Origin of the sequence: Desulfitobacterium chlororespirans DSM 11544 (assembly GCF_900143285.1) — a bacterium.
GTDB classification, from domain to species: Bacteria; Bacillota; Desulfitobacteriia; order Desulfitobacteriales; family Desulfitobacteriaceae; genus Desulfitobacterium; species Desulfitobacterium chlororespirans.
This window is the reverse complement of record NZ_FRDN01000024.1, coordinates 34,540-58,373: the sequence shown is the minus strand read 5'-3', so window position 1 is coordinate 58,373 and position 23,834 is coordinate 34,540. Positions and strand designations below refer to the sequence as shown.

The window sequence follows — 23,834 nt, the reverse complement described above, 5'->3', positions numbered from 1 at the left end:
CGATGGAAGACTAAATTACAGTGGAAGAAGATCTGTGCAGTTTTGAGGGAACAGAGTTCCGAGAGGAACACTGAAACTTCAAAGGATCTGGTGACTATACCGGAGGGGTCCCACCCGTTCCCATCCCGAACACGGAAGTTAAGACCTCCAGGGCTGATGATACTTGGACCGCAGGGTCCTGGGAAAGTAAGTCGTTGCCAGGTAGTGCAGGAGACCATCGAGTACGATGGTCTCTTTGCTTTGGGGCAAATCACGCACCAGTGCGTGATTTGATCCCTCACAGGTACGGGTGTTAGCCACCCACACTGCAGGAGCATTCGTCTCGAGAGGCAGCGTGGCGAAGGGCCCATTCGCCTTTCGTGTTGCCAGGTAAGAGAGAAATTTGATTTGCAAAGTACCATAACTTGCATATATAATCACTGTTAAAAGAAACTTTGGAGGCATAAATAGATGAATATATTTATGGGCCTGGCAATCGGTTTGCTGTCGGGATTTTTCGGTGGTCTTGTTGGCCTGGGCGGCGGAATCATTATGATCCCCCTTATGGTAGGCCTTTTGAAAATCAATCAACATATGGCTCATGGTACCAGCTTGGTAGGCGTGGTTTTCACAGGGATTTCGGGTGCTATAACATATTCCCTGAGTGGTTCCATTGAGTTAGTGCCCGCACTTCTATTGGCCTCTACAGCAATGATAACGGCCAGACTAGGAGCCAGTTATGCTACATCCCTTCCGGAGTGGAAACTGAAAAGATCCTTTGGGTATTTTCTTATTTTTGTAACCATAGTTTTCTTGCTAAAACCATATCTCGGAGAGTTTTCCCTATCCTCAACTATATGGATAAAAACAATTATATTGCTATGCATTGGCGCTTTTGCGGGATTTCTTTCTGGAATGATGGGAGTCGGCGGTGGGTCAATCATGGTACCTGCTATGGTAATTCTTGCAGGTATGGGTCAACAGGTAGCCCAGGGAATTTCGTTGCTTGCTATGATTCCGGCATCGGCAATCGGCGCTTTCACACACAATCGCAACGGGAATGTTCATACAAAAATCTTACCGGGTTTAGTAGTGGGTATTCTACCGGGTACATTTTTGGGCGGCTCCTTAGCTCACATTTTACCAGAGGTTGCCTTGCGAATTATTTTCGCAATTGTGGTAGTTTATACAGCAATAAAGAATATAAGAGCTAAAAAACCCGAAACCGTTGTGGAACCGTCTAATTAAGCTAGTACTAAGTACATGGTTAGTGAATCAAGGAGCATAGTATGAGCTTTTATATGGTGGGCGAGGTGGCTAGGACATGAAAATCATTATCTCCCCGGCAAAGAAAATGAATATGGATGGGGATTTTCTTCCGCCCCGTAATACACCTGTATATCTTGAAAAGGCCAAAAAACTGCGAGATTACCTGCAAAGCCTGCCTTATGAGGAACTCAGAAAACTGCTCTGCTGTAACGATGAGATTGCCGGTTTGAACTATGAACGCTATCAAACAATGGACTTATCCGGATATACAAGCCCGGCGATTTTAGCTTACGATGGCATTCAGTACAAGTATATGGCACCCCAGGTATTTGAGGATGATTATTTCGATTATATAGAAAAGCATCTGCGAATTTTATCCGGATTTTATGGTATATTGAAACCCCTCGACGGAGTTGTACCCTATCGCTTGGAAATGCAGGCGAAGTTGAAAACGGACTTCTGCCGAAATCTGTATGACTATTGGCAAGATGATATTTACCGGGAATTGACCCAAGAAGATACCACGATTCTGAATCTTGCTTCGGCTGAATACAGCAAAACGATTGAGAAATACCTGGCTGCCGGCATCAACTATGTTAACTGCGTATTCGGTGAGCTGATCGACGGCAGAGTAATCGAAAAAGGTGTTTATGTAAAAATGGCCCGGGGTGAAATGGTCCGTTTTATGGCTGAAAAGGCCATTAAAGATCTGGAGCAAATCAAAGAATTTAATAGGCTTGGATTTGAGTACAGGGAGCAATTGTCGGATAATAACACCTTTGTATTTGTGAAGGCCATGGAAGAAAAATAAAAAGAACAAAGCCATGGGTGAGAGGAGAAATTATGATTGATAGCTTGGCCGACCCTTCCATAAACTTAAGGGAAAACTTAGATCTCAAGAGCTATACTCATATTAATAACTTGCAGGGACTGTGCTTGGAACATGACAGAACAACTCTGAAATTGGAACTTGACTATAAGCTGAGTCGATCCGAGGGCAAACCAGGAAGTCTGAAGACAATTAATGAGTTTATGTGTTATGATAGAGAACTTCTCATTGGCTATATGGGTATTTGTGATTTTGGTGGAGAGGAAATTGAAGTTAATGGTATGGTCCACCCTGATTATCGAAAGAAAGGGATTTTTAAAACCTTGTTCTCCTATGTCAAGAATGAATGGAGCAAGAGGAGAGCGTCCAGGATGCTTTTATTAAGTGATCGTAATTCACTTGCGGGACAGGCATTTATTAAAAGCGTTTCCGGAGTGAAGCATGAACATACGGAGTACGAGATGTTTTTGCAGAGTGATACGAAGCAAGAATTAAATTCCGGTAAGGTAGTATTAAGAAAAGCGACCGGCAACGATACCCAGGAAATTTCCAGACAAAACTCTATCTATTTTGAGCAAGAGAGCCAGGATGAGAATATGCTTATACCTGAGGAAGAAGCGAGAGCGGGCATGATCATCTATATGGCTGAAGTCAATAATTGTGTAATAGGAAAAGTCCATTTGGATGTCAGCTCTAATGTTGGGGGTATTTACGGTTTAGGAGTACTTCCGGAGTATCGCAGAAAGGGATATGGCAGAGATATTCTGGCCTTAGGGATCGAAGAGTTAAAAAGCAACAATTTTAAAGAGATTATGCTTCAGGTTAATGTCAAAAATGAAAAGGCGCTTGATCTTTATCGCTCCTGTGGTTTTGAGGTCACGTCAACCATGGATTATTTTGAATTAAAAAAGTGAATCCGAACTCTGCCTTAATAATCGCCTTAACGAACAGCCATGTTATGCCCGATTGGCTTGTAATTATAATAACAATGTATTATAGTTAATAAAAACAGGTGAGCTTGATAGAGAGGGGAGTAAAGATTCCGATGGCCTTAAAACAACTTGATTCCAATAGCTTTGAAGAGATTATCTATGATAATGGCGAAGCCTGCCTGGTTCTCTTTTCAAGAAAGAGCTGCCATGTCTGTAAAGAGGTAGGTCCTATGGTAGAAGAGCTGGCACCAAAATACAGTGAAAAATTTGGATTCTACTATGTGGATGTCGAAGAAAATATGACTTTATTTCAAAGATTTTCTTTAAAAGGGGTTCCCCAGATTTTGTTTTTTAAAGACGGAGAATACCAAGGGAAACTTTCAGGCAATGTTGAGGAAGAAGTCCTGGAAGAAAAAATAGCAGAAATTCAAGCATAAATGATTTGAAAAAAGAAACACCCTGGAAGCTAGCTCCAAGGTGTTTTTTGATCGTGAGGCAGCTGATCGCAACGAGTGGAGCAATAGCAGGGCGCTTAGGAGCTGCTTAACTCAAGTAAACGTGTTAATGCTTCTTCCTTGTCGAAAGAACTGAACCAACGATAGCCATCGTCATCCAATATACGATAGTGCTTACTAATAAGGTTTTGCTGCAATCGGAAAAGACCTTCCTGATGAACATCCGCCCACCAGATTTTGCCCCCCATAGTTTTCTCCTTTGGGCTATCAATGCGCTCGTGGGCGATTGTTCTTAATACTTCTAAGGGGTCGTCTCCGAAAATAGATTGCATAATCTCACTTTCTCTAAACATAGCACAGGTGGCAACGACAACCCCCCAGCTGGCGCAATCTCTGCCCTTTTCAACTTGGACAAGGGTTTTCTTAGATATGCCAATGATATCGGCCATTCTATCTTGGGAATAGCCGTTTTCAACCCGAATCAGCTTTATCTTGCTCGAAACAAGTTTGATCGCTCTTTCTTTGTCCATCCTGGTTCCTCCCGGATTCTCTACAAACGAAATAAGTATTGATTGAATTTTCCCTTACAGTGTATAATTACACTGTAAGGGAAAATATTTCTTTTTCTATTATAGCATGAACAGGAAAGGGGAGGGAAGATTTAGTCATGGATATGAGTAAAAAGAAAAAAATTATTATCCCTGTGGCAATTGGATTAGGGCTGCTCATGGCTGGGTTCGCCTATTTGATGCAAATACGGGGAGAATTTAAGGACTATCTCAGTGAAAAATACCCGGGGCAAACGTTTCAGGTCGGATTCGTTAAGATTGATCCTATCTATGGAAGTTATTTTACAACAGTCAGTTGCTTAGATGATAATGTGTCTTTTCCTATCGGTAAGAGCTTCCGTACAAAAAACATCAACGAAAGCTATCTCCAAACCAAGAGCCATAATCAGTACAACGCATATATCAAGGAAGTCTTTAATGAGAGCGGTATCAAAAGCCATATTACAAGTGTAACAGGAGGAGGTAGGGACAAGGAGCACTATCAGAATGACGGGCATTATGATCAAATAAACCTCTACTTAACTGAAGAAGCTGAGCTGATATACATAACTCAGGCGGCCCTGAACTTACTGAGAGAAAAGGGTATTCAGGCCGACACAGTTATTCTGACTCAAGAAAAAGACGGTCATGTTTATGAATGGTATGGGTCCACCGCGGATTATGATTTAACTGAAGATCAGCTAAGGGAGAAAATAAGAAAGATAAAATAGACCAGTTCTAACGACTATTGTATAATTGAAGTAAAGGAAGGTTAAGGAAGCCTTCCTTTTGTGCTTATACATATCACCAAATTGGAAACTTAATTGAAAGTTGTTCTCGGTAGAGGGGATATGCTGTATAATGATCAATAATAAGCTGTAAAGGAAGTCTTTCTCTAGATAGAAAAAGGCTTTAGTAGAATATAAGGAGATCAAACTATGCTATATAGATTGATGAAACGGTTCAGTGACTATAATATATTGCATGATGTCATTGATTGCTTAACAGCGTCACTGGAAGCAAAGGACAATTATACAAGCGGTCATTCCAATCGAGTAGGTGATATGGCTTTTGATATTTGCAAAAGCCTCAAACTATCTATTGTGGAGCGGGATCGCATCCATATTGCTGCCCACCTCCATGATATCGGCAAGATTGGCATCCCCGACCATATTCTTAATAAACCCGGAAGACTATCCTCAGCGGAATGGGCACAAATCCAAGGCCATCCGGAAATCGGCTACACTATTTTAAGTAAATCAAGAAAGCTTAAAGATATCGGACAAATTGTCCTTAGCCATCATGAACGATGGGATGGCAAGGGTTACCCACATGGTCTAAAAGGGGAAGAAATCCCTTTAGGAGCAAGAATTATTGGCGTGTGTGACAGTATTGATGCTATGACCTCTGATCGGGCTTACCGTAAAGCCTTTACCTGGGCGGAGTGCAAAGCGGAGATAATAGCCAACAAAGGCTCGCAATTCGATCCCGAAGTGGTGGAAGCCATTACGGATTCATTATGGAGCAAATGGCAAATGGAGTATTGCAAAGAAAGAGAAAGAGAGCACAGCCTTGGCCAAGGAATCCAGAGCGCGACTTAACCCCAGGAGAATCCTCAAAAATTAACAGGATAATCTTATTTAGATCTGTCAAATTTAAGGGAAATCCTTATAATTAAAGAGAGGGATGGTCGTCCATTAATCCATGGTAAGGCTATCCTGGATTGTGATTGGGGGATCAATATCAAAGTAAACTTTTGGAAGGAGTAAAGAATGGATATTAATTATGCAATTAAAGAGGTCATACGCCATCACCGGCAAGCAGTTCAAAAATCAGCCTGGGAATTCATCGACGTGGACACCTTATATACCCTTAGAGATATAGCGATAACTGTTGAGAATGAAAAGTTTCACGTGATGGGAGATTCGGACAAATATTACGTCATGGTTAGAAAATCTTCAATGGATAATGATGTGATCATGTTCGGCAGGGTAGATGGGGGCAATTTGGAGAAAACCTTAGAAAGGGATATTCCCAAAGTAGGGCTTGCGATCCTGGCGATAAGACATATCGAGGATGATCATTCTATAGACGATTTACTTTCAGCGAGAAGAGAAGAGCTGCTGGACCAACTCATTCTATGTTTTGGGAGTGAGAGGTTCAACCTGGCTGATGGAACCAGCTTCACTTTACAAGAACTTAAGCAAGCAATTTCGCACTGAAAAAGTTTTGTGCGATAGCTCTTCGGGATGAATAGGTAAAGGGAGTACCGCCGCACTACTTTGTTCAAGTTGTGCGGCGATACTCCCTTATTACTTTGCAGGTTTTAGATGAAGACTAGAATTTGAAGATAATCACGAAGATAACCAGAAGTGTAAGTCCTAATCCTAACGAACCGCCAATAAGTTTCTTTTCGATAGGTAGAAGATCATACCATTCATCTTCGTAAGCTTTCTTAGCGGCAGGCGCTTGTTGCCCAGTTTTAATTGCCATTTTAATTCCCCCTTACATTATAAGTGATTAAACAGTCGGAGGCGTAATTCCATGGTAGAAGAGCCAGGAGATGAACAGTCCGAACCAGAGAATGAAGCCGAAGAGAGCAATACCATAAATGGCAACGATACGTCCCATTCCTTCTGCCCAGAGCTTGCGAACGTTAGTGACTAAGCCGATGGAGAAGAAACATAAGCCAAAGAAGATAGTTCTGAAAGCATTTCCTTCATTAACACCTGTGCTTAATGACTTCACGCCATCAGGATTATTCACACCAACTAAGAACAGGATGAGGAAAGTCAGTACGAAACCGATGATGAATTTGGGGAAGCGATCCCAGATATCTACGGCACTGACTTTATTTCTTTCACCAGGATTTGCACTGGCATTTTTATCGATGGGGAATACGGACCAGATAATAGCCAGAATGAAGGCCCATACACCGATAAAGATGTCGATGAAGACTTTCGTGGTGGTAGCCACCATCAAGATCCAGCCTTCTTCCCAGTTGATGCCCAGTTCTCTTAAAGCACGGCCTCTGATCAAGGAGTCGGTGATAGCACCACTGGCGATAGCGCCACCGTCGGATTTAACAGCCAGACCCATCCAAGCACCGGCAACCATAGGATCCTTGAACAAGAAAGCTTGTGCTAACCAAGGCAATAACAAGAGTTCGAGGGCAACGAAAACGATGATAACAGCGGAGAGAATTACAGGAATAACGGGACGGGCCCGGATAGCACTACCAGTAGCGATAGCAGCAGAAACACCGCAGATGGAGATACCGGATGCCAAAGGTGCTGCCCATTCTGGTGTAAATTTGAAGAATTTACGAGCGATAAGGTAAACTACCGGCCAGTAGATCAAGTAAGCTTCAACAACAGCACAAAGTCCCCGGATGATGATTGTTGTAGCCAGACCAAAGGCATCGAGAGTTTTAATAGCAATGGAGGCACCAAGAACGACGATACCGATTTTAATAAATAATTCAGGTTTTGCGGCTTCTTTTAAAAAGTCGGCTTGTTTGATAAAGAAGTTCCCAATAATAAGACCGACTACCATGGCGATGATATAACCCATTTCGCCTAGACCAAGAGACCAGCCAATGCCATAACTAGCAGTCTTATCAGGTGTAGCGCCGATATAAGCAATGTTGCCTAACATGAGGCAACCCATGGTTACCCAGAATATAATTGAAAAACCAATGGCGTATTTTTTTAGATTAGAGCCGACAAATTTAGCGGCAACAGTGGTGATAGCTAAAACGAATAAGAAAGTCACTAATAAGGATGTGAAACCACCGAGACCTGTACCTTTAGATACGGGACCAAAAGCTTTGGCAGGCTCGATCCATACATTTGCTTTTGTTACCCAGCCTAACAGGTCTGCCCCAAAGTAAGGTCCTAAACCTAATGCGAAGATAAATAGCCCTAGCCAGGCCGCCCACCAGTCTTCATTTTGAAGAGCTTTTTTTCTTGCGTAAGTATTCGTGGACAAGTTCTCCACCTCCCTGAGAATTGTGAGCACTATTTCATTTTACTTTTGAATAATGTGTTGTTAAGACGACATTCGTAGTATTATTCACTTTCATGGGTAGATTTAGAAAGTAATATGGTATAATTAGGGTTCGAAACGATGCTTAGTAATATCGTATTAGCGAATCTACTTAAGTTTTAGTTCCTCCTCCTTTACAAAAAGTTTGTGAATGTGAAAGTAATCGAAAACTGTCATAAATCACCCCCTTCTAGAGTTTAAGCTATTTCTTCATCCACGCTGGATGAAAGATAACAAAGTCTATAAGATTAGTAAACTGAATATTATGAATAATTAAAGGATAATTGTCCGCTGTTATAATATAACTATTAAGGTAAAAAAATCATAGGGAAAACGACCACATTCACATGAGTTCTGTGAAAGTGAAAAGATGTTCTATTTGTTTTTATTATAGGTCCTATAACTAAATATGTGAAATATGAATTTAAAATGAACGATATAGGGATAATTTATGGAGGAAATTTCACAAAGTTTATTGAGACTAATTCACTCTGTCTATTGAAGCAGGCTTTGAGGCTGCCAGGCAGGCCGGGCTGAGCTTTCCGGTGATGGTTATACCTAAACCAATATTTGGGCCTCAGGATGGATAAAAGGGATACCGTATCAAGCGGAGCGGTACCGGGAAAGAGTATGAAATTAATTTCCTATTAGGTATCGGTAATCCTAATGTTCACAATTGCAAAAGCAAATTTTACAAAGACTTTAAACTGACCTAGACTAAAAGTGATAGTATTAACAATCATTACTATAATCAAGGGGGTAGAAGACATTGTTTCTAGTCTTTTATGCGATTCTGGCCATGTTTTTATTTTTAGCAATCTCTGCGTATAAAGCGTATGAGTACACTAAAATGCCAATGCATGGGCGCCTGGATCTCTATCCTGTTCCCAAAGAAAAGGGACATGAGCATGGAGGATCCTATTATGAGCAAGCCGAATGGTGGGCTAAGCCTCATGAAACATCAACAGCATCCGAGATCGTTGACATGTTGAAGGAGATTCTGTTCATTAAAAAGCTCTTTCAGAACCAAAAATCTCTTTGGTGGTTATCCTATTCACTTCATTTGGGCATTTATTTTATTTTCGCTTGGACTGTAATTCTTGCGGCGGCAGCTGCCACCCAATTAGCGGGCGGAACCGTTGCTGCCGACGGCGGCCTTTGGGGCGCGCTCCTTTACTATGCGACACCTTTGGTTGGCTGGATAGGTTTCTTTTTAGCTTCCTTTGGTGCCATCAGCTTATTGGTGCGCCGGGTCGCAGACCCCATCCTCAAGAAATACACTACGCCACAGGAATATTTCAATCTATTGCTCTTATTCGTCGTGACTTTAACCGGTATTTTGGTGTGGAGTGCAGATATCACCATGAGCAATGCCCGGGATGCTATGGCTAATGTTCTGTCTTTCCAACCTTTGAATGACGATCCCCTATTGACGATTCACATTATTCTGGCCGGAATTATGCTGATATACATCCCTATAAGCAAGATGAGCCATTATGTAGGCAAGTTTTTCAGCTTCCATATGGTTATCTGGGATAATGATCCGAATCTCGCGGGCAGCAAGGTTGAGGAAAAAATCAAACAGGCTGCTCAATATAAGCCGCAGAACAAATGGTCGGCTCCCCATATTGCCGGTGCACCTGCACCTACGGAAAAGGCCCCCAAGTAGGGGTAATGAAATCGAGGAGAGGAGATTGACATAATGATAGATCATAAAGACCTAAAACCCAGTGATTTAAACAGACCTGATGAGCAGTTGGTCCAGATCCCGATGGAAGAACTTATGCCTTTGCCGCGTCCTTATGATAAGCCCGGCATGGAACCCGATTTCATGGAAGTCAAACCGGCATGGCGTGAAAAATACTGTACTTCCCTGGATGGCTTCGTGGGCATTGATACTTTGACCCGCCCCAAATCCAAAGAGGAAGAAGAGGAGTTTGTCCGTAAGTTCTTGAGCGGTTTGGAGAAGCTTTTCACCGACGCCAACAACGGCATGAGACAGCCCTTAATGCTTTCCTTTGAGTACTGTGCTAAATGCGACACCTGTTCCAATGCCTGCCACATCTATGAAGGGTCCGGCAATAATGAACTTTATCGGCCTATTTTCCGGGTAGAGGCTCTGCGCAAAATCTATAAAAAGTACTTCACTACCAGCGGCAAATTGCTTGGCGGTTTAGTAGGCGCCGACCTTGAGGCAACCTGGGAAAGTATCGCTCGTCTTGGCGAATCCGCCTATCGATGCAACCTTTGCCGTCGTTGTGCCCAAACCTGTCCTCTGGGGTTGGATAATGGCATCATGGCCAAAGAAATCCGCAAGATTTTCAGCATGGAGATGGGGATTGCCCCCAGCCCGATTCACAAAAAAGGAACGGAGAATCAGCTGAAGACAGGTTCCTCCACCGGAATGACTAAGGCGGCCTTTTTGGACAATATAGAGTTTTTGGAAGAAGAAATTGAAGATAAGTTTGGCTTGAAAATAAAAATTCCCATTGATAAAAAAGGCGCGGATATTCTTTTGATCCACAATGCCGGCGAATATGTGGCTTGGCCGGAAAACCCGATGGCTTTTGCTATTCTCTTTGAAGCGGCCGGACTCAACTGGACCCTCAGTAGTGATATTATTGGTTATGACAGCGTCAATTATGGGATTTGGTATGATGATGTCCAGGCCAAAAAGATTGCTGTATCCCAAATGAAAGCAGCAAGGGAGCTGGGAGTAAGACGCGTTGTGGAAGGCGAATGCGGACATGCCCATAAAGCGGCGGCCATATCGGCCGACAGAATGATTCCCGGCTCGGATAAAGTGCCTGTGGAAAGCTTTTTCCCCTTATTGCGGGATATCGTCAAATCAGGAGCCATCAAATTCGATCCAAGCAAGAACAATTTCCCGGTGACTCTGCATGACCCATGTAACGTGGTCAGACAGATGGGGGTTGTGATGCCCCAGCGTGAAGTCCTGCATCAGCTTGCCCCCCAATTCCGTGAAATGACACCTCATGGAGTGGATAATTATTGTTGCGGCGGCGGGAGCGGTTTCGCCATCATGCATGGCCAGAACTTCGCGGATTTCACGAGAAAGATCAGTGCCCGCAAGAAATTTGCTCAGATCCTCAATGCTTTTCAGGATACTATTGAAGATCCTCAGATCGTTAAATACATCTGTGCTCCTTGCTCCAACTGTAAAGGAACCATGCGGGAGCTCCTGGAGTACTACGAAGCAACCGATAAGTTCAATGTCCAATATGGCGGCTTAATCGAATTGGTCGTCAACGCTATGGTTGATCTGAAGGCACCTTTCTTTGAGTTCCTGGGAGAAGAGTAGGCCATACCCTGTTGCCCGCAGCGGGGCGAGAGAATATGAGGTGGTAAAGTGAAAGTTGTGATTATTGGCGGAGTCGCTACAGGACCTAAGGTAGCAGCCCGCTTACGACGCCTTTCTATAGACGCCGAAATAACCGTTATTGAAAGAGGGAAGATCGTTTCCTATGGATCTTGCGGGTTGCCCTTATTTTTGGGCAACCTGGTCCCCAAGATAGAAGATCTTATGAAGACCTCGGCGGGGTTGATTCGCGACCCCCAATACTTTGAGGATACCAAGGGTATCAATGTATTAACCCAGACCGAGGCCCTGGCTATCGACCGTCAGCAGAAAAAAGTCAAAATCCGGAACCTTGCCACAGGTGAGGAACGTGACCTGGACTATGATGCTTTGGTTCTGGCCACAGGCGCTAAAGAAATGGCGCCGCCCATTTCCGGAATTCAGTACCAGAACGTTTATGCCGTACATCATTTGGATGATGCGGTGAATATCAAAACCCTGATCAAAGAAAAGAAGATCCAACATGCCACCATTATCGGTGCAGGTTTAATTGGCATTGAAGTGGCCGACGCCATCGCCGGACCGCGCTTAAAAGTCACTCTGTGCGAAAGTCAAGGAAGTGTCGTTCCCAAGCTGCTTGACCCGGATATGGCCCTTCTCGTCGAACACAAGATGCGTAGCCGAGGGATTGATCTAAGACTGAATTGTCCTGTCCAAGGGTTGACCGGAGATGAGGATGGGAAAGCCAATGGAGTAGCCCTGGAGAACGAGACCATTGCCACCGGGTTAGTTATTATCGCTGTAGGAGTACGGCCGGAGGTTACGCTGGCCCGGCAAGCCGGTCTGACCATTGGCATAACGGGTGCCATTCAAGTCAACCAATATATGCAGACCGACGATCCCTGCATCTATGCCGGCGGCGACTGTGCCGAACAGGTCAATATGCTATCCGGCCGCCGGGTTTTTGTCCCCTTAGCATCGACTGCCAACAAGCAGGGACGGGTTATCGCCGACAATATCGCCGGAAGGGCTTCAGAGTTCCCAGCCATTTGCGCTACTTCAGTCTTTCAAGCCTTCGAGCTCAATGTAGGAAGGACGGGACTGGGGGAGTCAGAGGCCAGGGAGCTGGGCTATGACGTGATAACAAGCCTAAGCACCGGCCTTGACGCAGTTCATTACTATCCCGTTCATGGCGCAGTGACCATCAAGCTTATTGCTGAAAGAGCCAGCGGACGGCTGCTGGGCGCTCAGGTCTGCGGTACGGGAGAAGCTATTAAACGATTGGATGTCCTTATAACCATCTTAAGATTCAAGGGAACGGTTAAGGATATCAGCAATTTGGATTTGAGCTATGCCCCGCCTTTCGCTACGGCCATGGATGTCTTGATTCATGCGGCCAATACCTTGGAGAACAAGCAACTTGGGGTTGTGGATACCGTGAATCCCTTTGAACTGCTTGAACGCTTGGAAAAAGATAAATCCATCATCTTTGTGGATGTGCGCGAGGGAGATGAGACCAAGGCCAACCCTGTGGAAGGTTCCCATATCATAGTGATACCTTTAGGGGAACTAAGGAAACGATATGCTGAAATACCTCAGGGCAGCCCAGTGGTCACATTCTGTGAGCTGGGTATTCGCGGATACGATGCAGCCTGCTTCCTTAAAGGAGTGGGGTTCCAGGATGTCAGTTTTCTGGAAGGAGGGATGTCCACCTGGGGAGCCTTGCAGCCTGCCCTGAATATGTAATTGCTAAATAATACACAATGAGTATTTTGTATTGCACGATTGGAATTCTCTATTTTACACCAAGCTTGAATCGTAGTTAAATGGACTTGGAAAGTGTAAGTTCACACAAGGATTAGATAGATAGGTGGTGAAGGAAGATGTTCATCATAACCATTGATCCCGATTCATGTTCCGGTTGCGATGCCTGTGCAGATGCCTGCCCGGCACATCTGTTGAAATTCAACGGGGAAATCACCGAAGTCGTCGGTGATGAAACCGAATGTATGGGTTGTGAAAGTTGTGTATCTGTTTGCCCAACGGGTGCTGCATCCATTACAGAGATGTAGAAATATATAAAAAGAAATTCTTGAATTGGAGGTAAGGTCATGGCTGAAAACAGAACGCCACAACTGGATGAGTTAGAAAAAGGACAATGGCCCAGCTTTGTGACGGAAATCAAAAAGGCTGCCGTGAAAAACAAAGCCTCGAAGGAACTCCTTCATCTCTTGGAAAGATCCTATGAGGAAAAGAGAGGGCATTGGAAGCACGGTGGTATCGTTGGAGTTAAAGGTTACGGCGGTGGAGTAATCGGTCGTTACTCTGATTTACCAGAAGAGTATCCTAACCTGGCTGCCTTCCACACAGTACGTGTCAATTCCCCAAGCGGTTGGTTCTACAACACCCAATCCCTGCGTACTATCTGCGATATCTGGGAAAAACGGGGAAGTGGACTTATGAACTTCCACGGAGCTACTGGAGATGCAATTTTGCTTGGGACAACCACTGACCAACTTCAACCCATCTTTGATGAATTGAGTGAAGAAGGTTTTGATCTGGGTGGATCCGGTTCCGACTTAAGATCTCCCAGCTGCTGCGTTGGACCAGGACGTTGTGAGCATGCCTGCTACGACACCTTAGAAGCTTGCTATAACATCACCAACGAATACCAAGATGAGTTACACCGCCCCATGTGGCCCTATAAATTTAAATTTAAATTCTCCGGTTGCGCCAATGACTGTACCGCATCGATCGCTCGTTCTGACTGCGCCATCATCGGTACCTGGAGAGATAGTCTCATCATCGACCAAGAAGCGGTAAAAGTTTATGTTGCTGAAGGGCTGAATATCCAAGCCGTCGTTTGTGACCGTTGCCCAACAAACGCCTTGAAATTCAATGCAGAAACTCAAGAATTAAGCGTTATAGCGGAAGAGTGCACACGTTGTATGCATTGCATCAACAGAATGCCCAAAGCCATCACACCTGGAAAAGAAAGAGGAGCAACCATCCTTATCGGTGGTAAGTCTACAATCGTTCAGTCTGCCTTCATGGGTTGGGTCATCGTGCCTTTCATGAAGATGGAAGGAGACTTCGAAGAGTTCAAAGATCTCATGGGCCGTATCTGGGAATGGTGGGATGAAAACGGTAAGACCCGCGAGAGAATCGGGGAAACTATCTATCGCCTGGGTATGACTAATTTCCTTACGGCAATTGGTTTACCGGCTGTACCACAAATGGTTTACCGTCCACGTGCTAACCCCTATGTCTTCTGGCCAGAAGATGAAATAAAGAAGTAAGAGGTGGTTAATAATGGCAATTTTAGATCAGGGGCCTCTAAATTATAAGGAGCAGCTGCCGCCCATCATTCATGAGAATTATGGAAAATGGCGCTACCATGAAAATCCGAAACCAGGTGTGCTGAAACACGTTTCTGAAAGCGGAGCAGAATTATACAGCGTTCGCGTTGGCTCCCCCCGTCTTGTCTCCTTAGATTTCATCCGTGAAATTTGTAATCTGGCTGATGAGTATTGCGACGGCTTCCTTCGTTTCACAGCTCGTCATAATGTTGAGTTCTTAGTATCCGATGCCGCTAAAGTTGAACCTTTGATTGCTGCTCTTGGCGAAAGAGGCCTTCCCGTAGGCGGTACAGGCGCTTCCATCAGCAATATCGTTCATACTCAAGGTTGGGTTCACTGCCATACTCCGGCTACCGACGCCTCCGGCGTGGTTAAAGCCGTTATGGATGACCTCTATGAGTATTTTGTCTCCTCAAAATTACCTGCTCAATTGAAAATCAGCTTGGCTTGCTGTCTGAACATGTGTGGTGCTGCTCACTGCAGTGATATAGCTATTGTTGGTGTTCATAGAACACCTCCACGTATTGACCATGAGAAGATCCGCAAGGGAACAGAAATTCCCAGCTTGGTGGCCAGCTGCCCCACAGGCGCTATCCGTCCTAATCCTAAAGAAAAGAGTGTCGTAGTCAACGATGCCAAGTGCATGTATTGCGGCAACTGCTACACCATGTCACCCGGTATGGAAATCATTGACCCTGATAACGACGGAATTGCCATCTTGGTTGGTGGAAAGGTCGCCAATGCGCGGACCAATCCGATGTTCTCACGGATGGTTATCCCCTTCCTGCCGAATAACCCCCCCCGTTGGCCGGAAGTTACCGATGCTGTTCGCAATATCGTCGAGACCTATGCTGCCAATGCTCATAAAGGGGAGAAAATGGGCGAGTGGATCGAGAGAATCGGTTGGGAAAGATTCTTTACCTTAACCGGTATCGAATTCAACGCAAAACTCATCGACGACTTCATCTTCTCCAGAGAAACCTTCCGTACATCTGCCGCGTTCAAATATTAAGCGTTCCCATTAAACTTTCAATATATTTAGGGGGGAAATGGATATGCAAAAAGGAGCTGCCGACCCCGTTATTAAGGAAAAGGTCTTAGCTTTTCTGGACACCGTTGAGAAAGCAAAAAGCAAGGAGATTGCTGCCCAAATCGGCGAGAAAAAAGGCGATGTGGATTTAGCAGTCAAAGAACTTGCTATGGAGGACAAGGTGGAATATCTCTATATCACCACGACCTTCATCGCCCTCAAAGGTAAAGTCAAAGAACCAAACTAAGCCTTCCGAAACAACACTATTCAATGAAACTCGTTGCAGGAGGTTCTCCTCCTGCAACGAGAGAACTCCTTTTTCAATAAAACACCAAGGAGTTGGCTTATATGGATAAGACCTTAAGAAGTCTCCTCACGGAAAAACAATCCGCCATTATTGAAAAATGGTGTCGTGAAATCATCAATACTTACCCCAAAGAGACTGCAAGATTCTTAAAAGAAAAACGTGATGAGTTTGCAAATCCTATCGGGAACACCATCAGCCAGGGTATTGAGCAAACCTTTACAGCCTTAATCCAAGAAAGTGAAGAGAATGAAGTGCATTTATTTTTAAAGGATATGATTAAGGTGAGAGCGGTGCAGAGCTTTACTGCTTCCCAGGCTGTGAGTTTTGTGTTCCTCTTAAAAAGGATAATTCGAGAAGAACTGGGCAAGGTGGCTGAAGAAGAGCGTATAGCCAAAGCTCTTCTGGACTTTGAAACTCAAATTGACCAGTTAGCACTTGCTTCTTTTGATATATATTCAGAATGTCGCGATAAGCTAGCGGATCTCAAGACGATGGAAATAAGAAATCAGACCTACCGGCTATTGCAGCAAGCGAATTTAGTAACACCCCGTGACCATACAGAACCTGAGGAACCACATTCTGAACCAGAACCCTTTCTGGTCAATACCAAGAGAAAAGAGGTTGTAACGTGAAAGCCTTATTTTCTTTAATCGCTGTATTAATATTGATGCTTATTCCTCTAGTAGGAGTTGGGATGGCCAACTTACAGGGTCTATTTGGCATTGTTCTTCCTTATGCAGCCCTCATCGTATTCCTGGGAGGATTCATCTACCGGATCATCGGCTGGGCCCGTACTCCTGTGCCCTTTAGAATCCCAACCACGGTCGGGCAAGGCAAATCCTTTGACTGGGTTAAGCAGAATAAGATTGAGAACCCCACCTCCAACCTTGGAGTCATTATCAGAATGGCGATGGAAGTTTTACTTTTCCGGTCCTTATTCCGGAATTCCAAGACCGAGCTGAGGAATGGAGAAAATGGCCCCCAATTGGCACATGGCTCCAACAAATGGCTGTGGCTTTTTGGCCTGATGTTTCACTGGTCCTTATTGATCATTCTCATTCGTCATTTAAGATTGTTTTTGGAGCCGGTTCCGGCGGTTATCAGTTCCTTGGATAGTCTGGACAGTTTCTTCCAGATTGGTTTACCTGCTCTCTATATTACCGACATGCTTATTGTCGCCGCATTGACTTTTCTCTTCCTGCGGAGAGTTGTGGCCCCTCAAGTGAAATACATCAGTTTGGCCGCTGACTACTTCCCCCTCTTCCTTCTCATGGGAATCGCTGCCACAGGAATACTCATGCGCTATATATTCAGAGTAGATATCGCCAGCATCAAGGAATTTGCCGTTGGGTTACTCACTTTCACCCCTCATATCCCCGATGGAATCGGCACCATCTTTTATATTCACCTGTTCTTTGTCAGCTGCTTGTTTGCCTATTTTCCCTTAAGCAAGCTGATGCATATGGGTGGAATCTTTATGAACCCGACCCGGAATATGAAGAGCAACAACCGTATGGTAAGACATATCAACCCTTGGAACTATCCCGTTGAGGTCCATACTTATGAAGAGTATGAGGACGATTTCAGAACCAAAATGATTAAGGCGGGTATCCCGGTGGAGAAGGAGTGAAATTAAAAAATGGCAAAATATAAACTCCCTAAGTCGGAAGAACTGTCGAAGATAGATTATAAACCCGGCTCCACAGAATGGATGGATACGCCTGTCACTACCCCGTTTGAACCGGGTACCTTCTGCTGGGGCGCCAAGGGAAGAGACTTAGAGATCGTAGGCTTTCCCAACGCTCGCGACTGGTCTCCGGCTGATGAAGATTGGCAGCTTCCGGAAAATTGGCAGTCAACGATTATCGAAGGAATCGGTGAAAGATTAAACAAGTATCGTTCTTTCAAAATCATGATGGATATCTGTGTTCGCTGCGGAGCCTGTTCAGATAAATGTCATTTCTACATTGGCTCAGGGGATCCTAAGAACATGCCCGTGCTCAGGGCAGAACTCTTAAGATCCGTCTATAGAAGGTATTTTACTCCTTCCGGTAAATTTCTCGGTCGTTTGGCCGGTGCTAGAGATCTTACTGAAGACGTTATTAAGGAGTGGTGGTATTACTTCTATCAATGTACTGAATGTCGCCGTTGCTCAGTCTTTTGCCCTTATGGAATTGACCAAGCGGAGATTACCATTATTGGCCGTGAATTACTGAACCTTTTAGGGTTAAATATTCATTGGATTTCTAACCCTGTGGCTAATTGTTTCATGAAGGGTAACCACTTGGGTCTGGAGCCCCATGCTATCACAGGTAATATCGAAATGATGTGTGATGACATCGAAGATATCACAGGGGTTCGCGTAGAGCCGACCTTCAATCGTAAAGGAGCAGAAATTCTTTTTGTCACTCCCTCCGGGGATTTGATGGGAGAACCGGGAATCTACACCTGTATGGGCTATCTGATGCTCTTCCATGAATTGGGTCTGGACTATACTTGGAGCACCTATGCTTCAGAAGGAGGAAACTTCGGTTTCTTTACCTCCAACGAAATGGCTAAACGACTAAATTCCAAGATCTATGCCGAAGCCAAACGACTTGGAGTCAAGTATATCATCGGCGGCGAGTGCGGCCATATGTGGAGGGTTGTTCATCAGTATATGGGTACTTGGAACGAACCGGCTGATTTCCTGGAAGTTCCGGTATCCCCTATTACAGGCACCCGTTTCGATAACGCTTCCTCCACCAAGATGATTCATATTGCAGAATTTACGGCAGATTTGATCAAGCATGGCAAATTAAAACTTGACCCCAGCCGTAATGACCATCTTAGGGTCACCTATCATGATTCCTGCAATCCTTCCCGGGGTATGGGACTCTTGGAGGAACCCCGCTATATTATCAACAATGTCTGCAACAACTTCTACGAAATGCCGGAGAGCACCATCCGGGAAAAAACCTTCTGCTGTGGCAGCGGTTCCGGGCTGAACGCTTCCGAGAATATGGAAGAACGTATGCGAGGCGGCTTCGCCAGAGCGAATGCTGTAAAATATGTTCAAGACAAGCACGGAGTCAATATGTTAGCCAATATCTGTGCCGTGGACAGAGCTGCCTTCCCAGCCCTCATGGACTACTGGAATCCTGGGGTAGGTGTGATTGGGGTTCATGAATTGGTGGCCAATGCCTTGGTCATGACGGGTGAAAAGGAAAGGACCACAGACCTGCGCGGCGAGGATTTACCCGAAAAGGGGGTAACAGCAGATGAGTAAGGGAGGAAAAACAATCGGTGGCCTTTTGATCTTTGTGGTGATCGCCATCATGCCCTTCCTTTATAATATGGGCAAGGCGGATGCCAAGCCGGAGATCAATACAGATACCCCGGTGATCCGGGAATTAGGGGCAACTCAGTGCATTGAAGGCACCGAATATATGAGAGAAAACCATATGCACCTCTTGCTGGAATGGCGGGACGCTGTCGTTCGTGAAGGCAAAACAACCTATACCAACAGCCAGGGAGAACAATTTGAAATGAGTCTCCAAAATACCTGCTTAAACTGTCATAACGATACGCCCGAAACAGTTTACTACACAGCCGAGACAGCTAATCAGGGTGATAACCAGTTCTGCTACTCCTGCCATAATTATGCAGCAGTAGAGCCTGATTGCTGGGCTTGCCATGCCGGGCCAAGGGAGGCAGAGAAATGAGCATCAATCGCAGAGAGTTTCTGAAAAAAGCTGGAGTCATTGCTGCCTTAGGGTTGGGGGGAGCAGTTACCCTCGATGCCTTTGAACTTTTGGAACCCCTTAAAGCAGCGGACTTTACCAGCGAAAACAAATTAGCCGCTCAGCGCTGGGCCATGGTCATCGATATGAGCAAGCTCAGCCAGGCGGATATCGATGAAATTATTAAAGGCTGCCACGAGCTTCATAACGTCCCTGATATGGGGAGTGACAAAGATGAAATCAAGTGGATCTGGACAGATACCTATGAACATGTCTTCCCTGGAGATGAAAACCATTACCTGGATGAGAAAACCAAGACCATGCCTTTCCTGACTCTATGCAATCACTGTGACCATCCGCCCTGTGTCCGGGTCTGTCCTACTCAGGCTACTTTCAGGAGAGAGGACGGAGTAGTGGGGATGGATATGCACCGCTGCATCGGCTGCCGCTTCTGCATGGCCGCCTGCCCTTATGGCGCACGCAGCTTTAACTACTGGGATCCTAAGCCCCATATCGCTAAGATCAATCCGGAATATCCTCACCGCTCCAAAGGCGTCGTCGAAAAATGCACCTTATGTATGGAGCGTCTGGATCAGGGTCTCCCGCCTCTCTGTGTGGAGAAGTCCAAAGGAGCGATAGTCTATGGCGACCTGGAGGATCCCAATTCCGCAGTGAGAAAAGTATTAAGCACCCATTATTCCATTCGCCGCAAGCCTGAATTGGGCTCACAGCCCAGTGTCTATTATCTGATCGGGGGTGAGGAGCGTGCTTGAGAAATCCTTATCCGGCAGTAAAAGATATTGGCTATGGGTTGGTTTCTTACTGGCAGTTATCTTGGGTGGGTTTCTGGCTTACCTGAGGCAGTATAACGAGGGCTTGGGAGTCACCGGCATGAGCAGAGATGTCAGCTGGGGCCTCTACATTTCCCAATTTACCTTTTTGGTAGGAGTCGCGGCTTCTGCAGTTATGGTGGCCATTCCTTATTACCTGCATAACTACAAGAAGTTTGGCAAAATCGTCATTCTTGGAGAATTCTTAGCCGTACCTTCCGTAATTATGTGTATCCTGTTCATCTTCGTGGACGTAGGGCGCCCGGACAGAATTCTCAATGTCTTGCTTCATCCCACACCCCATTCCGTCATGTTCTGGGATATGTGTGTATTATGCGGTTATCTGCTCCTCAACCTGGTCATTGGCTGGACGGCTTTAGGATCGGAACGCAAAGGATTTCCGCCCCCGGCTTGGGTCAAGCCCCTGATTTATCTCTCCATCCCCTGGGCGGTCAGTATTCATACCGTAACAGCTTTCCTCTACTCCGGGATGCCGGGAAGACATCTCTGGCTTACAGCCATCATGGCAGCCCGCTTCTTAGCCTCAGCTTTTGCGGCGGGACCGGCTTTGCTGATTCTTCTCTGCATGATTGTCCGCAAAGTGAGCACCTTCGACCCAGGAAAGGAAGCTATTCAATCCTTAGCTAAAATTGTCACCTATGCGATGATTGCCAATGTATTTTTCTACATCCTGGAGTTCTTCACCGCATTTTACAGCAATATTCCCGGACACATGCATCCCCTGCAATACCTTTTCGCAGGACTGCATGGACATGGTCAATTGGTACCCTTTATGTGGGTTGCCGTTGTTCTGGCTTTTGTGGGGATCTTCTTACTGGTCGTCCCCAAATTCCGGCGCAACGAAAAAATCTTACCCTTTGCTCTGCTCTCTGTCTTCATAGCGGCTTGGATCGATAAAGGGTTAGGCCTGGTTTTAGGCGGATTTGTTCCTACCCCATTAGAACATGTGGTGGAATACACCCCGACGGCCACAGAATTGGCGGTTACTCTTATGGTATACGCCATCGGTGCCTTGCTGATCACGATCCTTTACAAAGTCGTCATTGGTGTCAGAGAAGAGATATAGTGTTTTCTCAAAAAACTCAAATAAAGAACAAGGAGGAATTTTAAAATGGCTGAATTAGTAGTAAATGGAGTGTCCTACGAACTCGATGAAGACGGCTTCTTAGAAGATGCTGCTGAATGGAATGAGGACGTAGCCAAGGCTTTAGCTCCTAACGAAGATGTAGAAGAACTTACCGAAGAGCACTGGAGGGTGATTAATTACCTCCGCGACTATTATGATCAATATGGGGTAGCTCCTATGGTTCGTAAGCTGCTCAAAGATACCGGCTACGATCAAAAAACCATCTACAATCTGTTCCCAACCGGCCCTGGAAAAGGCGCCTGTAAAATTGCCGGACTTCCCAAACCTACCGGCTGCGTATAACACTGAACCAACCCACCCCAGGCCACCTGCCTCTATAGGGGGCGGGTGCCACAGGGCGGTTAAGCCCAGTCGCCTTCAATCTAAAGTCGACTTTGCCCTGGACACCTTAGGCTCCGGTAATAAGGAAAGGATGAGAGCAATGACCACCCATCATGAACATCAGCAAATGAATACTCTCAGCACCCCTCGTTTGGTTATCGGAGCCCCTCAAGGGCGAAGCGGCAAAACAACCTTTACCCTTGGTCTGCTGCGTGCTCTGAGCCGACAAGGCTTTCCGGTTCAACCTTATAAAAAAGGTCCGGACTACATCGATACCAGTTGGCACACTGCGGCCGCCGGCAGAGTATCCCGTAACCTGGATTCCTTCATGATGAGTCAGGAAGATATTTGCCGCTCCCTTGCACAGCACTCTCAAGACTGTCAATTCAGTCTCATTGAGGGTGCTATGGGACTTTTTGACGGCTTAGATATCAATGGCAGTGCCTCAACGGCTGAGATAGCTAAAATAACATCATCGCCAGTCTTGCTTGTTCTCGATGCAACCCGAATTACCCGCAGTTTAGGGGCTATTGTCATGGGATGCCAACACTTTGATCCCAATATTAATATTGTAGGCGTGGTGTTGAATAAAATAGCCCGTGCCCGACATGAGAAATTGGCCAGAGAAACTATCGAACAATACTGTGGGATTCCGGTGGTGGGGGCGATCCCTAAGGATTCAAGAATTTTGATTCCGGATCGTCATCTGGGGCTGGTCACCAACGGTGAATGGTCCGAAACCGATACTTTCCTGGATCAGCTTGCCGATGTAGTTAGTGAAAATGTAGACATAGCTAAAGTTATGGAGCTGGCACGGACTGCAGCACCTCTTTCTTACTCTACTCTGACTAAGTTTTCTATATCTCAGGGATATCCTCTTAAGGCAAAACCTCCGGCACCGCGCATCGGAGTGATCCGCGATGCGGCCTTTTCCTTTTATTATCCGGAAAACTTGGCTGTCCTTGAGTCTAAAGGAGCAGAATTAGTAACGATCAGTGCCCTCGCTCATCAGCATTTACCTAAGGATCTTGACGCTCTGTATATCGGGGGAGGCTTTCCTGAAGTGTTTGCTGAGCAATTAGCCAACAACGGGATTCTTCGCCAAGAGATACGCTTAGCGGGAGAGGACGGCTTACCGATCTATGCTGAGTGCGGCGGACTTATGTTTTTAGGGAGATCCATTATAACCGGTGATGGTTCCTACGACATGGTGGGATTGCTGCCTTTGGATACTAAGATGGAGAAGAAACCCCAAGGGCATGGCTATACCGTGATGAAAGTTCTGGAAAACAATCCTTGGTTCCGTCAATCAAAGATCCGTGGACATGAGTTCCATAATTCCAGTGTGCTTAACCTGGATCGAGCGAAGATCCGGTTTGGTTTTGAAGTGGAGCGGGGGCACGGTATCGACGGCAAGTATGAGGGGATATGCTATAAGGGCGTATTGGCTGCTTATAATCATATTCATGCCCTGGGTTCTCCCGATTGGGCGGAATGTATGGTGAAGCTGGCCACGCAATATAAAGAACGACGATCGAAGATGGTTTTCGAACTATTTAAAAGCAGCTGATTCCTCTCTCTTATTGCTGATAAGATGTTCCAATAATCTAGAAATGAAGAGCCATCTCTTTGTTATGGAAGAGATGGCCCTTTTTGGTAAATCGTGTGATATGTGAAAAAAATCGGTTATGACAAGGTAATTGTGTTATAATGAACTTG

25 protein-coding genes and 1 rRNA gene are annotated in these 23,834 nt (G+C 45.4%); 23 read left to right on the top strand and 3 right to left on the bottom strand.

Going from position 1 to position 23,834, the window contains the following annotated elements; all coding sequences use genetic code 11:
- The first annotated feature begins 86 nt into the window (after nt 1–86).
- The 5 genes from rrf to BUA14_RS26385 all read left to right on the top strand — a co-directional run bounded on the left by rrf (nt 87) and on the right by BUA14_RS26385 (nt 3,446).
- A 5S ribosomal RNA gene (gene rrf, locus BUA14_RS26405) occupies nt 87–203 on the top strand.
- A gap of 247 nt (nt 204–450) precedes the next feature.
- The gene (locus BUA14_RS26400; RefSeq protein ID WP_072775322.1) at nt 451–1,227 is read left to right on the top strand and encodes a sulfite exporter TauE/SafE family protein; all 777 of its coding nucleotides are present in this window, start codon (nt 451–453) and stop codon (nt 1,225–1,227) included.
- A gap of 76 nt (nt 1,228–1,303) precedes the next feature.
- A complete protein-coding gene (gene yaaA, locus BUA14_RS26395; RefSeq protein ID WP_072775321.1) occupies nt 1,304–2,059 on the top strand; it encodes a peroxide stress protein YaaA in 756 nt (251 codons plus the stop codon).
- 32 nt (nt 2,060–2,091) lie between these two features.
- Entirely contained in the window at nt 2,092–2,991 is a 900-nt protein-coding gene (locus tag BUA14_RS26390; RefSeq protein ID WP_072775320.1) for a GNAT family N-acetyltransferase, read from the top strand.
- 131 nt (nt 2,992–3,122) lie between these two features.
- Nucleotides 3,123–3,446 carry a thioredoxin family protein gene (locus BUA14_RS26385; protein WP_072775319.1) on the top strand — a complete coding sequence of 108 codons (324 nt, stop codon included), beginning with the start codon at nt 3,123–3,125 and terminating at the stop codon, nt 3,444–3,446.
- 95 nt (nt 3,447–3,541) lie between these two features.
- Here the strand turns inward: BUA14_RS26385 and BUA14_RS26380 are convergent, their stop codons facing one another.
- Complete coding sequence (locus tag BUA14_RS26380) at nt 3,542–3,994, bottom strand: helix-turn-helix transcriptional regulator (RefSeq protein WP_072775318.1); 453 nt, start codon at nt 3,992–3,994, stop codon at nt 3,542–3,544.
- 137 nt (nt 3,995–4,131) lie between these two features.
- Here BUA14_RS26380 and BUA14_RS26375 point away from each other — a divergent pair, with 137 nt between their 5' ends.
- The 3 genes from BUA14_RS26375 (at nt 4,132) to BUA14_RS26365 (ending at nt 6,234) form a co-directional block, all read left to right on the top strand.
- Complete coding sequence (locus tag BUA14_RS26375; RefSeq protein ID WP_072775317.1) at nt 4,132–4,743, top strand: hypothetical protein; 612 nt, start codon at nt 4,132–4,134, stop codon at nt 4,741–4,743.
- A 207-nt stretch (nt 4,744–4,950) separates the two neighbouring features.
- Nucleotides 4,951–5,613 carry an HD-GYP domain-containing protein gene (locus tag BUA14_RS26370; RefSeq protein WP_072775316.1) on the top strand — a complete coding sequence of 221 codons (663 nt, stop codon included), beginning with the start codon at nt 4,951–4,953 and terminating at the stop codon, nt 5,611–5,613.
- Nucleotides 5,614–5,784: 171 nt separating this feature from the next.
- The gene (locus tag BUA14_RS26365) at nt 5,785–6,234 is read left to right on the top strand and encodes a hypothetical protein (RefSeq protein ID WP_072775315.1); all 450 of its coding nucleotides are present in this window, start codon (nt 5,785–5,787) and stop codon (nt 6,232–6,234) included.
- A 115-nt stretch (nt 6,235–6,349) separates the two neighbouring features.
- On the opposite strand, the gene BUA14_RS28250 is transcribed toward BUA14_RS26365, so the two are convergent.
- Complete coding sequence (locus BUA14_RS28250) at nt 6,350–6,505, bottom strand: hypothetical protein (RefSeq protein ID WP_178371822.1); 156 nt, start codon at nt 6,503–6,505, stop codon at nt 6,350–6,352.
- A gap of 27 nt (nt 6,506–6,532) precedes the next feature.
- A complete protein-coding gene (locus tag BUA14_RS26360; RefSeq protein WP_072775314.1) occupies nt 6,533–8,002 on the bottom strand; it encodes a putative sulfate exporter family transporter in 1,470 nt (489 codons plus the stop codon).
- A gap of 826 nt (nt 8,003–8,828) precedes the next feature.
- Between BUA14_RS26360 and BUA14_RS26355 the strand changes: the two genes are divergently transcribed.
- The 15 genes from BUA14_RS26355 to BUA14_RS26285 all read left to right on the top strand — a co-directional run bounded on the left by BUA14_RS26355 (nt 8,829) and on the right by BUA14_RS26285 (nt 23,685).
- Complete coding sequence (locus BUA14_RS26355; RefSeq protein ID WP_072775313.1) at nt 8,829–9,728, top strand: respiratory nitrate reductase subunit gamma; 900 nt, start codon at nt 8,829–8,831, stop codon at nt 9,726–9,728.
- Nucleotides 9,729–9,761: 33 nt separating this feature from the next.
- Nucleotides 9,762–11,381 (top strand): (Fe-S)-binding protein, encoded by a 1,620-nt coding sequence (locus BUA14_RS26350; protein ID WP_072775312.1) that lies wholly within the window; start codon nt 9,762–9,764, stop codon nt 11,379–11,381.
- Nucleotides 11,382–11,429: 48 nt separating this feature from the next.
- Complete coding sequence (locus tag BUA14_RS26345; protein ID WP_072775311.1) at nt 11,430–13,124, top strand: FAD-dependent oxidoreductase; 1,695 nt, start codon at nt 11,430–11,432, stop codon at nt 13,122–13,124.
- A 137-nt stretch (nt 13,125–13,261) separates the two neighbouring features.
- Nucleotides 13,262–13,450 carry a 4Fe-4S binding protein gene (locus tag BUA14_RS26340; protein ID WP_072775310.1) on the top strand — a complete coding sequence of 63 codons (189 nt, stop codon included), beginning with the start codon at nt 13,262–13,264 and terminating at the stop codon, nt 13,448–13,450.
- A gap of 39 nt (nt 13,451–13,489) precedes the next feature.
- On the top strand, nt 13,490–14,677 hold the full coding sequence (dsrA, locus tag BUA14_RS26335) for a dissimilatory-type sulfite reductase subunit alpha (protein ID WP_072775309.1): 1,188 nt from the start codon (nt 13,490–13,492) through the stop codon (nt 14,675–14,677).
- A 13-nt stretch (nt 14,678–14,690) separates the two neighbouring features.
- On the top strand, nt 14,691–15,749 hold the full coding sequence (dsrB, locus tag BUA14_RS26330) for a dissimilatory-type sulfite reductase subunit beta (RefSeq protein ID WP_072775308.1): 1,059 nt from the start codon (nt 14,691–14,693) through the stop codon (nt 15,747–15,749).
- A gap of 43 nt (nt 15,750–15,792) precedes the next feature.
- Nucleotides 15,793–16,014 carry a hypothetical protein gene (locus BUA14_RS26325; RefSeq protein ID WP_072775307.1) on the top strand — a complete coding sequence of 74 codons (222 nt, stop codon included), beginning with the start codon at nt 15,793–15,795 and terminating at the stop codon, nt 16,012–16,014.
- A 101-nt stretch (nt 16,015–16,115) separates the two neighbouring features.
- A complete protein-coding gene (locus BUA14_RS26320) occupies nt 16,116–16,706 on the top strand; it encodes an RsbRD N-terminal domain-containing protein (protein ID WP_072775306.1) in 591 nt (196 codons plus the stop codon).
- The gene (gene dsrM / locus BUA14_RS26315; RefSeq protein ID WP_072775305.1) at nt 16,703–17,704 is read left to right on the top strand and encodes a sulfate reduction electron transfer complex DsrMKJOP subunit DsrM; all 1,002 of its coding nucleotides are present in this window, start codon (nt 16,703–16,705) and stop codon (nt 17,702–17,704) included. The genes BUA14_RS26320 and dsrM overlap by 4 nt, the downstream gene beginning before the upstream one ends.
- A 9-nt stretch (nt 17,705–17,713) precedes the next feature.
- Nucleotides 17,714–19,342 carry a sulfate reduction electron transfer complex DsrMKJOP subunit DsrK gene (gene dsrK, locus BUA14_RS26310; protein ID WP_072775304.1) on the top strand — a complete coding sequence of 543 codons (1,629 nt, stop codon included), beginning with the start codon at nt 17,714–17,716 and terminating at the stop codon, nt 19,340–19,342.
- Nucleotides 19,335–19,778 carry a sulfate reduction electron transfer complex DsrMKJOP subunit DsrJ gene (dsrJ, locus tag BUA14_RS26305; RefSeq protein WP_005810493.1) on the top strand — a complete coding sequence of 148 codons (444 nt, stop codon included), beginning with the start codon at nt 19,335–19,337 and terminating at the stop codon, nt 19,776–19,778. Before dsrK ends, dsrJ begins: the two co-directional genes overlap by 8 nt.
- Complete coding sequence (dsrO, locus tag BUA14_RS26300; protein WP_072775303.1) at nt 19,775–20,569, top strand: sulfate reduction electron transfer complex DsrMKJOP subunit DsrO; 795 nt, start codon at nt 19,775–19,777, stop codon at nt 20,567–20,569. The genes dsrJ and dsrO overlap by 4 nt, the downstream gene beginning before the upstream one ends.
- On the top strand, nt 20,562–21,713 hold the full coding sequence (dsrP, locus tag BUA14_RS26295; RefSeq protein WP_026184229.1) for a sulfate reduction electron transfer complex DsrMKJOP subunit DsrP: 1,152 nt from the start codon (nt 20,562–20,564) through the stop codon (nt 21,711–21,713). Before dsrO ends, dsrP begins: the two co-directional genes overlap by 8 nt.
- A gap of 45 nt (nt 21,714–21,758) precedes the next feature.
- The gene (locus BUA14_RS26290) at nt 21,759–22,076 is read left to right on the top strand and encodes a TusE/DsrC/DsvC family sulfur relay protein (protein ID WP_005810486.1); all 318 of its coding nucleotides are present in this window, start codon (nt 21,759–21,761) and stop codon (nt 22,074–22,076) included.
- A 139-nt stretch (nt 22,077–22,215) separates the two neighbouring features.
- On the top strand, nt 22,216–23,685 hold the full coding sequence (locus BUA14_RS26285) for a cobyrinic acid a,c-diamide synthase CobB (protein WP_072775302.1): 1,470 nt from the start codon (nt 22,216–22,218) through the stop codon (nt 23,683–23,685).
- The last annotated feature ends 149 nt before the right edge of the window (nt 23,686–23,834 follow it).

Coding starts and splice junctions, on each gene's coding strand:
- dsrK (WP_072775304.1), top strand. CDS start 17,714: ATGGCAAAATATAAACTCCCTAAGTCGGAAGAACTGTCGAAGATAGAT.
- BUA14_RS26390 (WP_072775320.1), top strand. CDS start 2,092: ATGATTGATAGCTTGGCCGACCCTTCCATAAACTTAAGGGAAAACTTA.
- BUA14_RS26375 (WP_072775317.1), top strand. CDS start 4,132: ATGGATATGAGTAAAAAGAAAAAAATTATTATCCCTGTGGCAATTGGA.
- BUA14_RS26285 (WP_072775302.1), top strand. CDS start 22,216: ATGACCACCCATCATGAACATCAGCAAATGAATACTCTCAGCACCCCT.
- dsrB (WP_072775308.1), top strand. CDS start 14,691: ATGGCAATTTTAGATCAGGGGCCTCTAAATTATAAGGAGCAGCTGCCG.
- BUA14_RS26290 (WP_005810486.1), top strand. CDS start 21,759: ATGGCTGAATTAGTAGTAAATGGAGTGTCCTACGAACTCGATGAAGAC.
- BUA14_RS26365 (WP_072775315.1), top strand. CDS start 5,785: ATGGATATTAATTATGCAATTAAAGAGGTCATACGCCATCACCGGCAA.
- BUA14_RS28250 (WP_178371822.1), bottom strand. CDS start 6,505: ATGGCAATTAAAACTGGGCAACAAGCGCCTGCCGCTAAGAAAGCTTAC.
- BUA14_RS26370 (WP_072775316.1), top strand. CDS start 4,951: ATGCTATATAGATTGATGAAACGGTTCAGTGACTATAATATATTGCAT.
- dsrA (WP_072775309.1), top strand. CDS start 13,490: ATGGCTGAAAACAGAACGCCACAACTGGATGAGTTAGAAAAAGGACAA.
- yaaA (WP_072775321.1), top strand. CDS start 1,304: ATGAAAATCATTATCTCCCCGGCAAAGAAAATGAATATGGATGGGGAT.
- BUA14_RS26325 (WP_072775307.1), top strand. CDS start 15,793: ATGCAAAAAGGAGCTGCCGACCCCGTTATTAAGGAAAAGGTCTTAGCT.
- BUA14_RS26320 (WP_072775306.1), top strand. CDS start 16,116: ATGGATAAGACCTTAAGAAGTCTCCTCACGGAAAAACAATCCGCCATT.
- dsrO (WP_072775303.1), top strand. CDS start 19,775: ATGAGCATCAATCGCAGAGAGTTTCTGAAAAAAGCTGGAGTCATTGCT.
- BUA14_RS26340 (WP_072775310.1), top strand. CDS start 13,262: ATGTTCATCATAACCATTGATCCCGATTCATGTTCCGGTTGCGATGCC.
- dsrJ (WP_005810493.1), top strand. CDS start 19,335: ATGAGTAAGGGAGGAAAAACAATCGGTGGCCTTTTGATCTTTGTGGTG.
- BUA14_RS26350 (WP_072775312.1), top strand. CDS start 9,762: ATGATAGATCATAAAGACCTAAAACCCAGTGATTTAAACAGACCTGAT.
- BUA14_RS26400 (WP_072775322.1), top strand. CDS start 451: ATGAATATATTTATGGGCCTGGCAATCGGTTTGCTGTCGGGATTTTTC.
- BUA14_RS26385 (WP_072775319.1), top strand. CDS start 3,123: ATGGCCTTAAAACAACTTGATTCCAATAGCTTTGAAGAGATTATCTAT.
- BUA14_RS26380 (WP_072775318.1), bottom strand. CDS start 3,994: ATGGACAAAGAAAGAGCGATCAAACTTGTTTCGAGCAAGATAAAGCTG.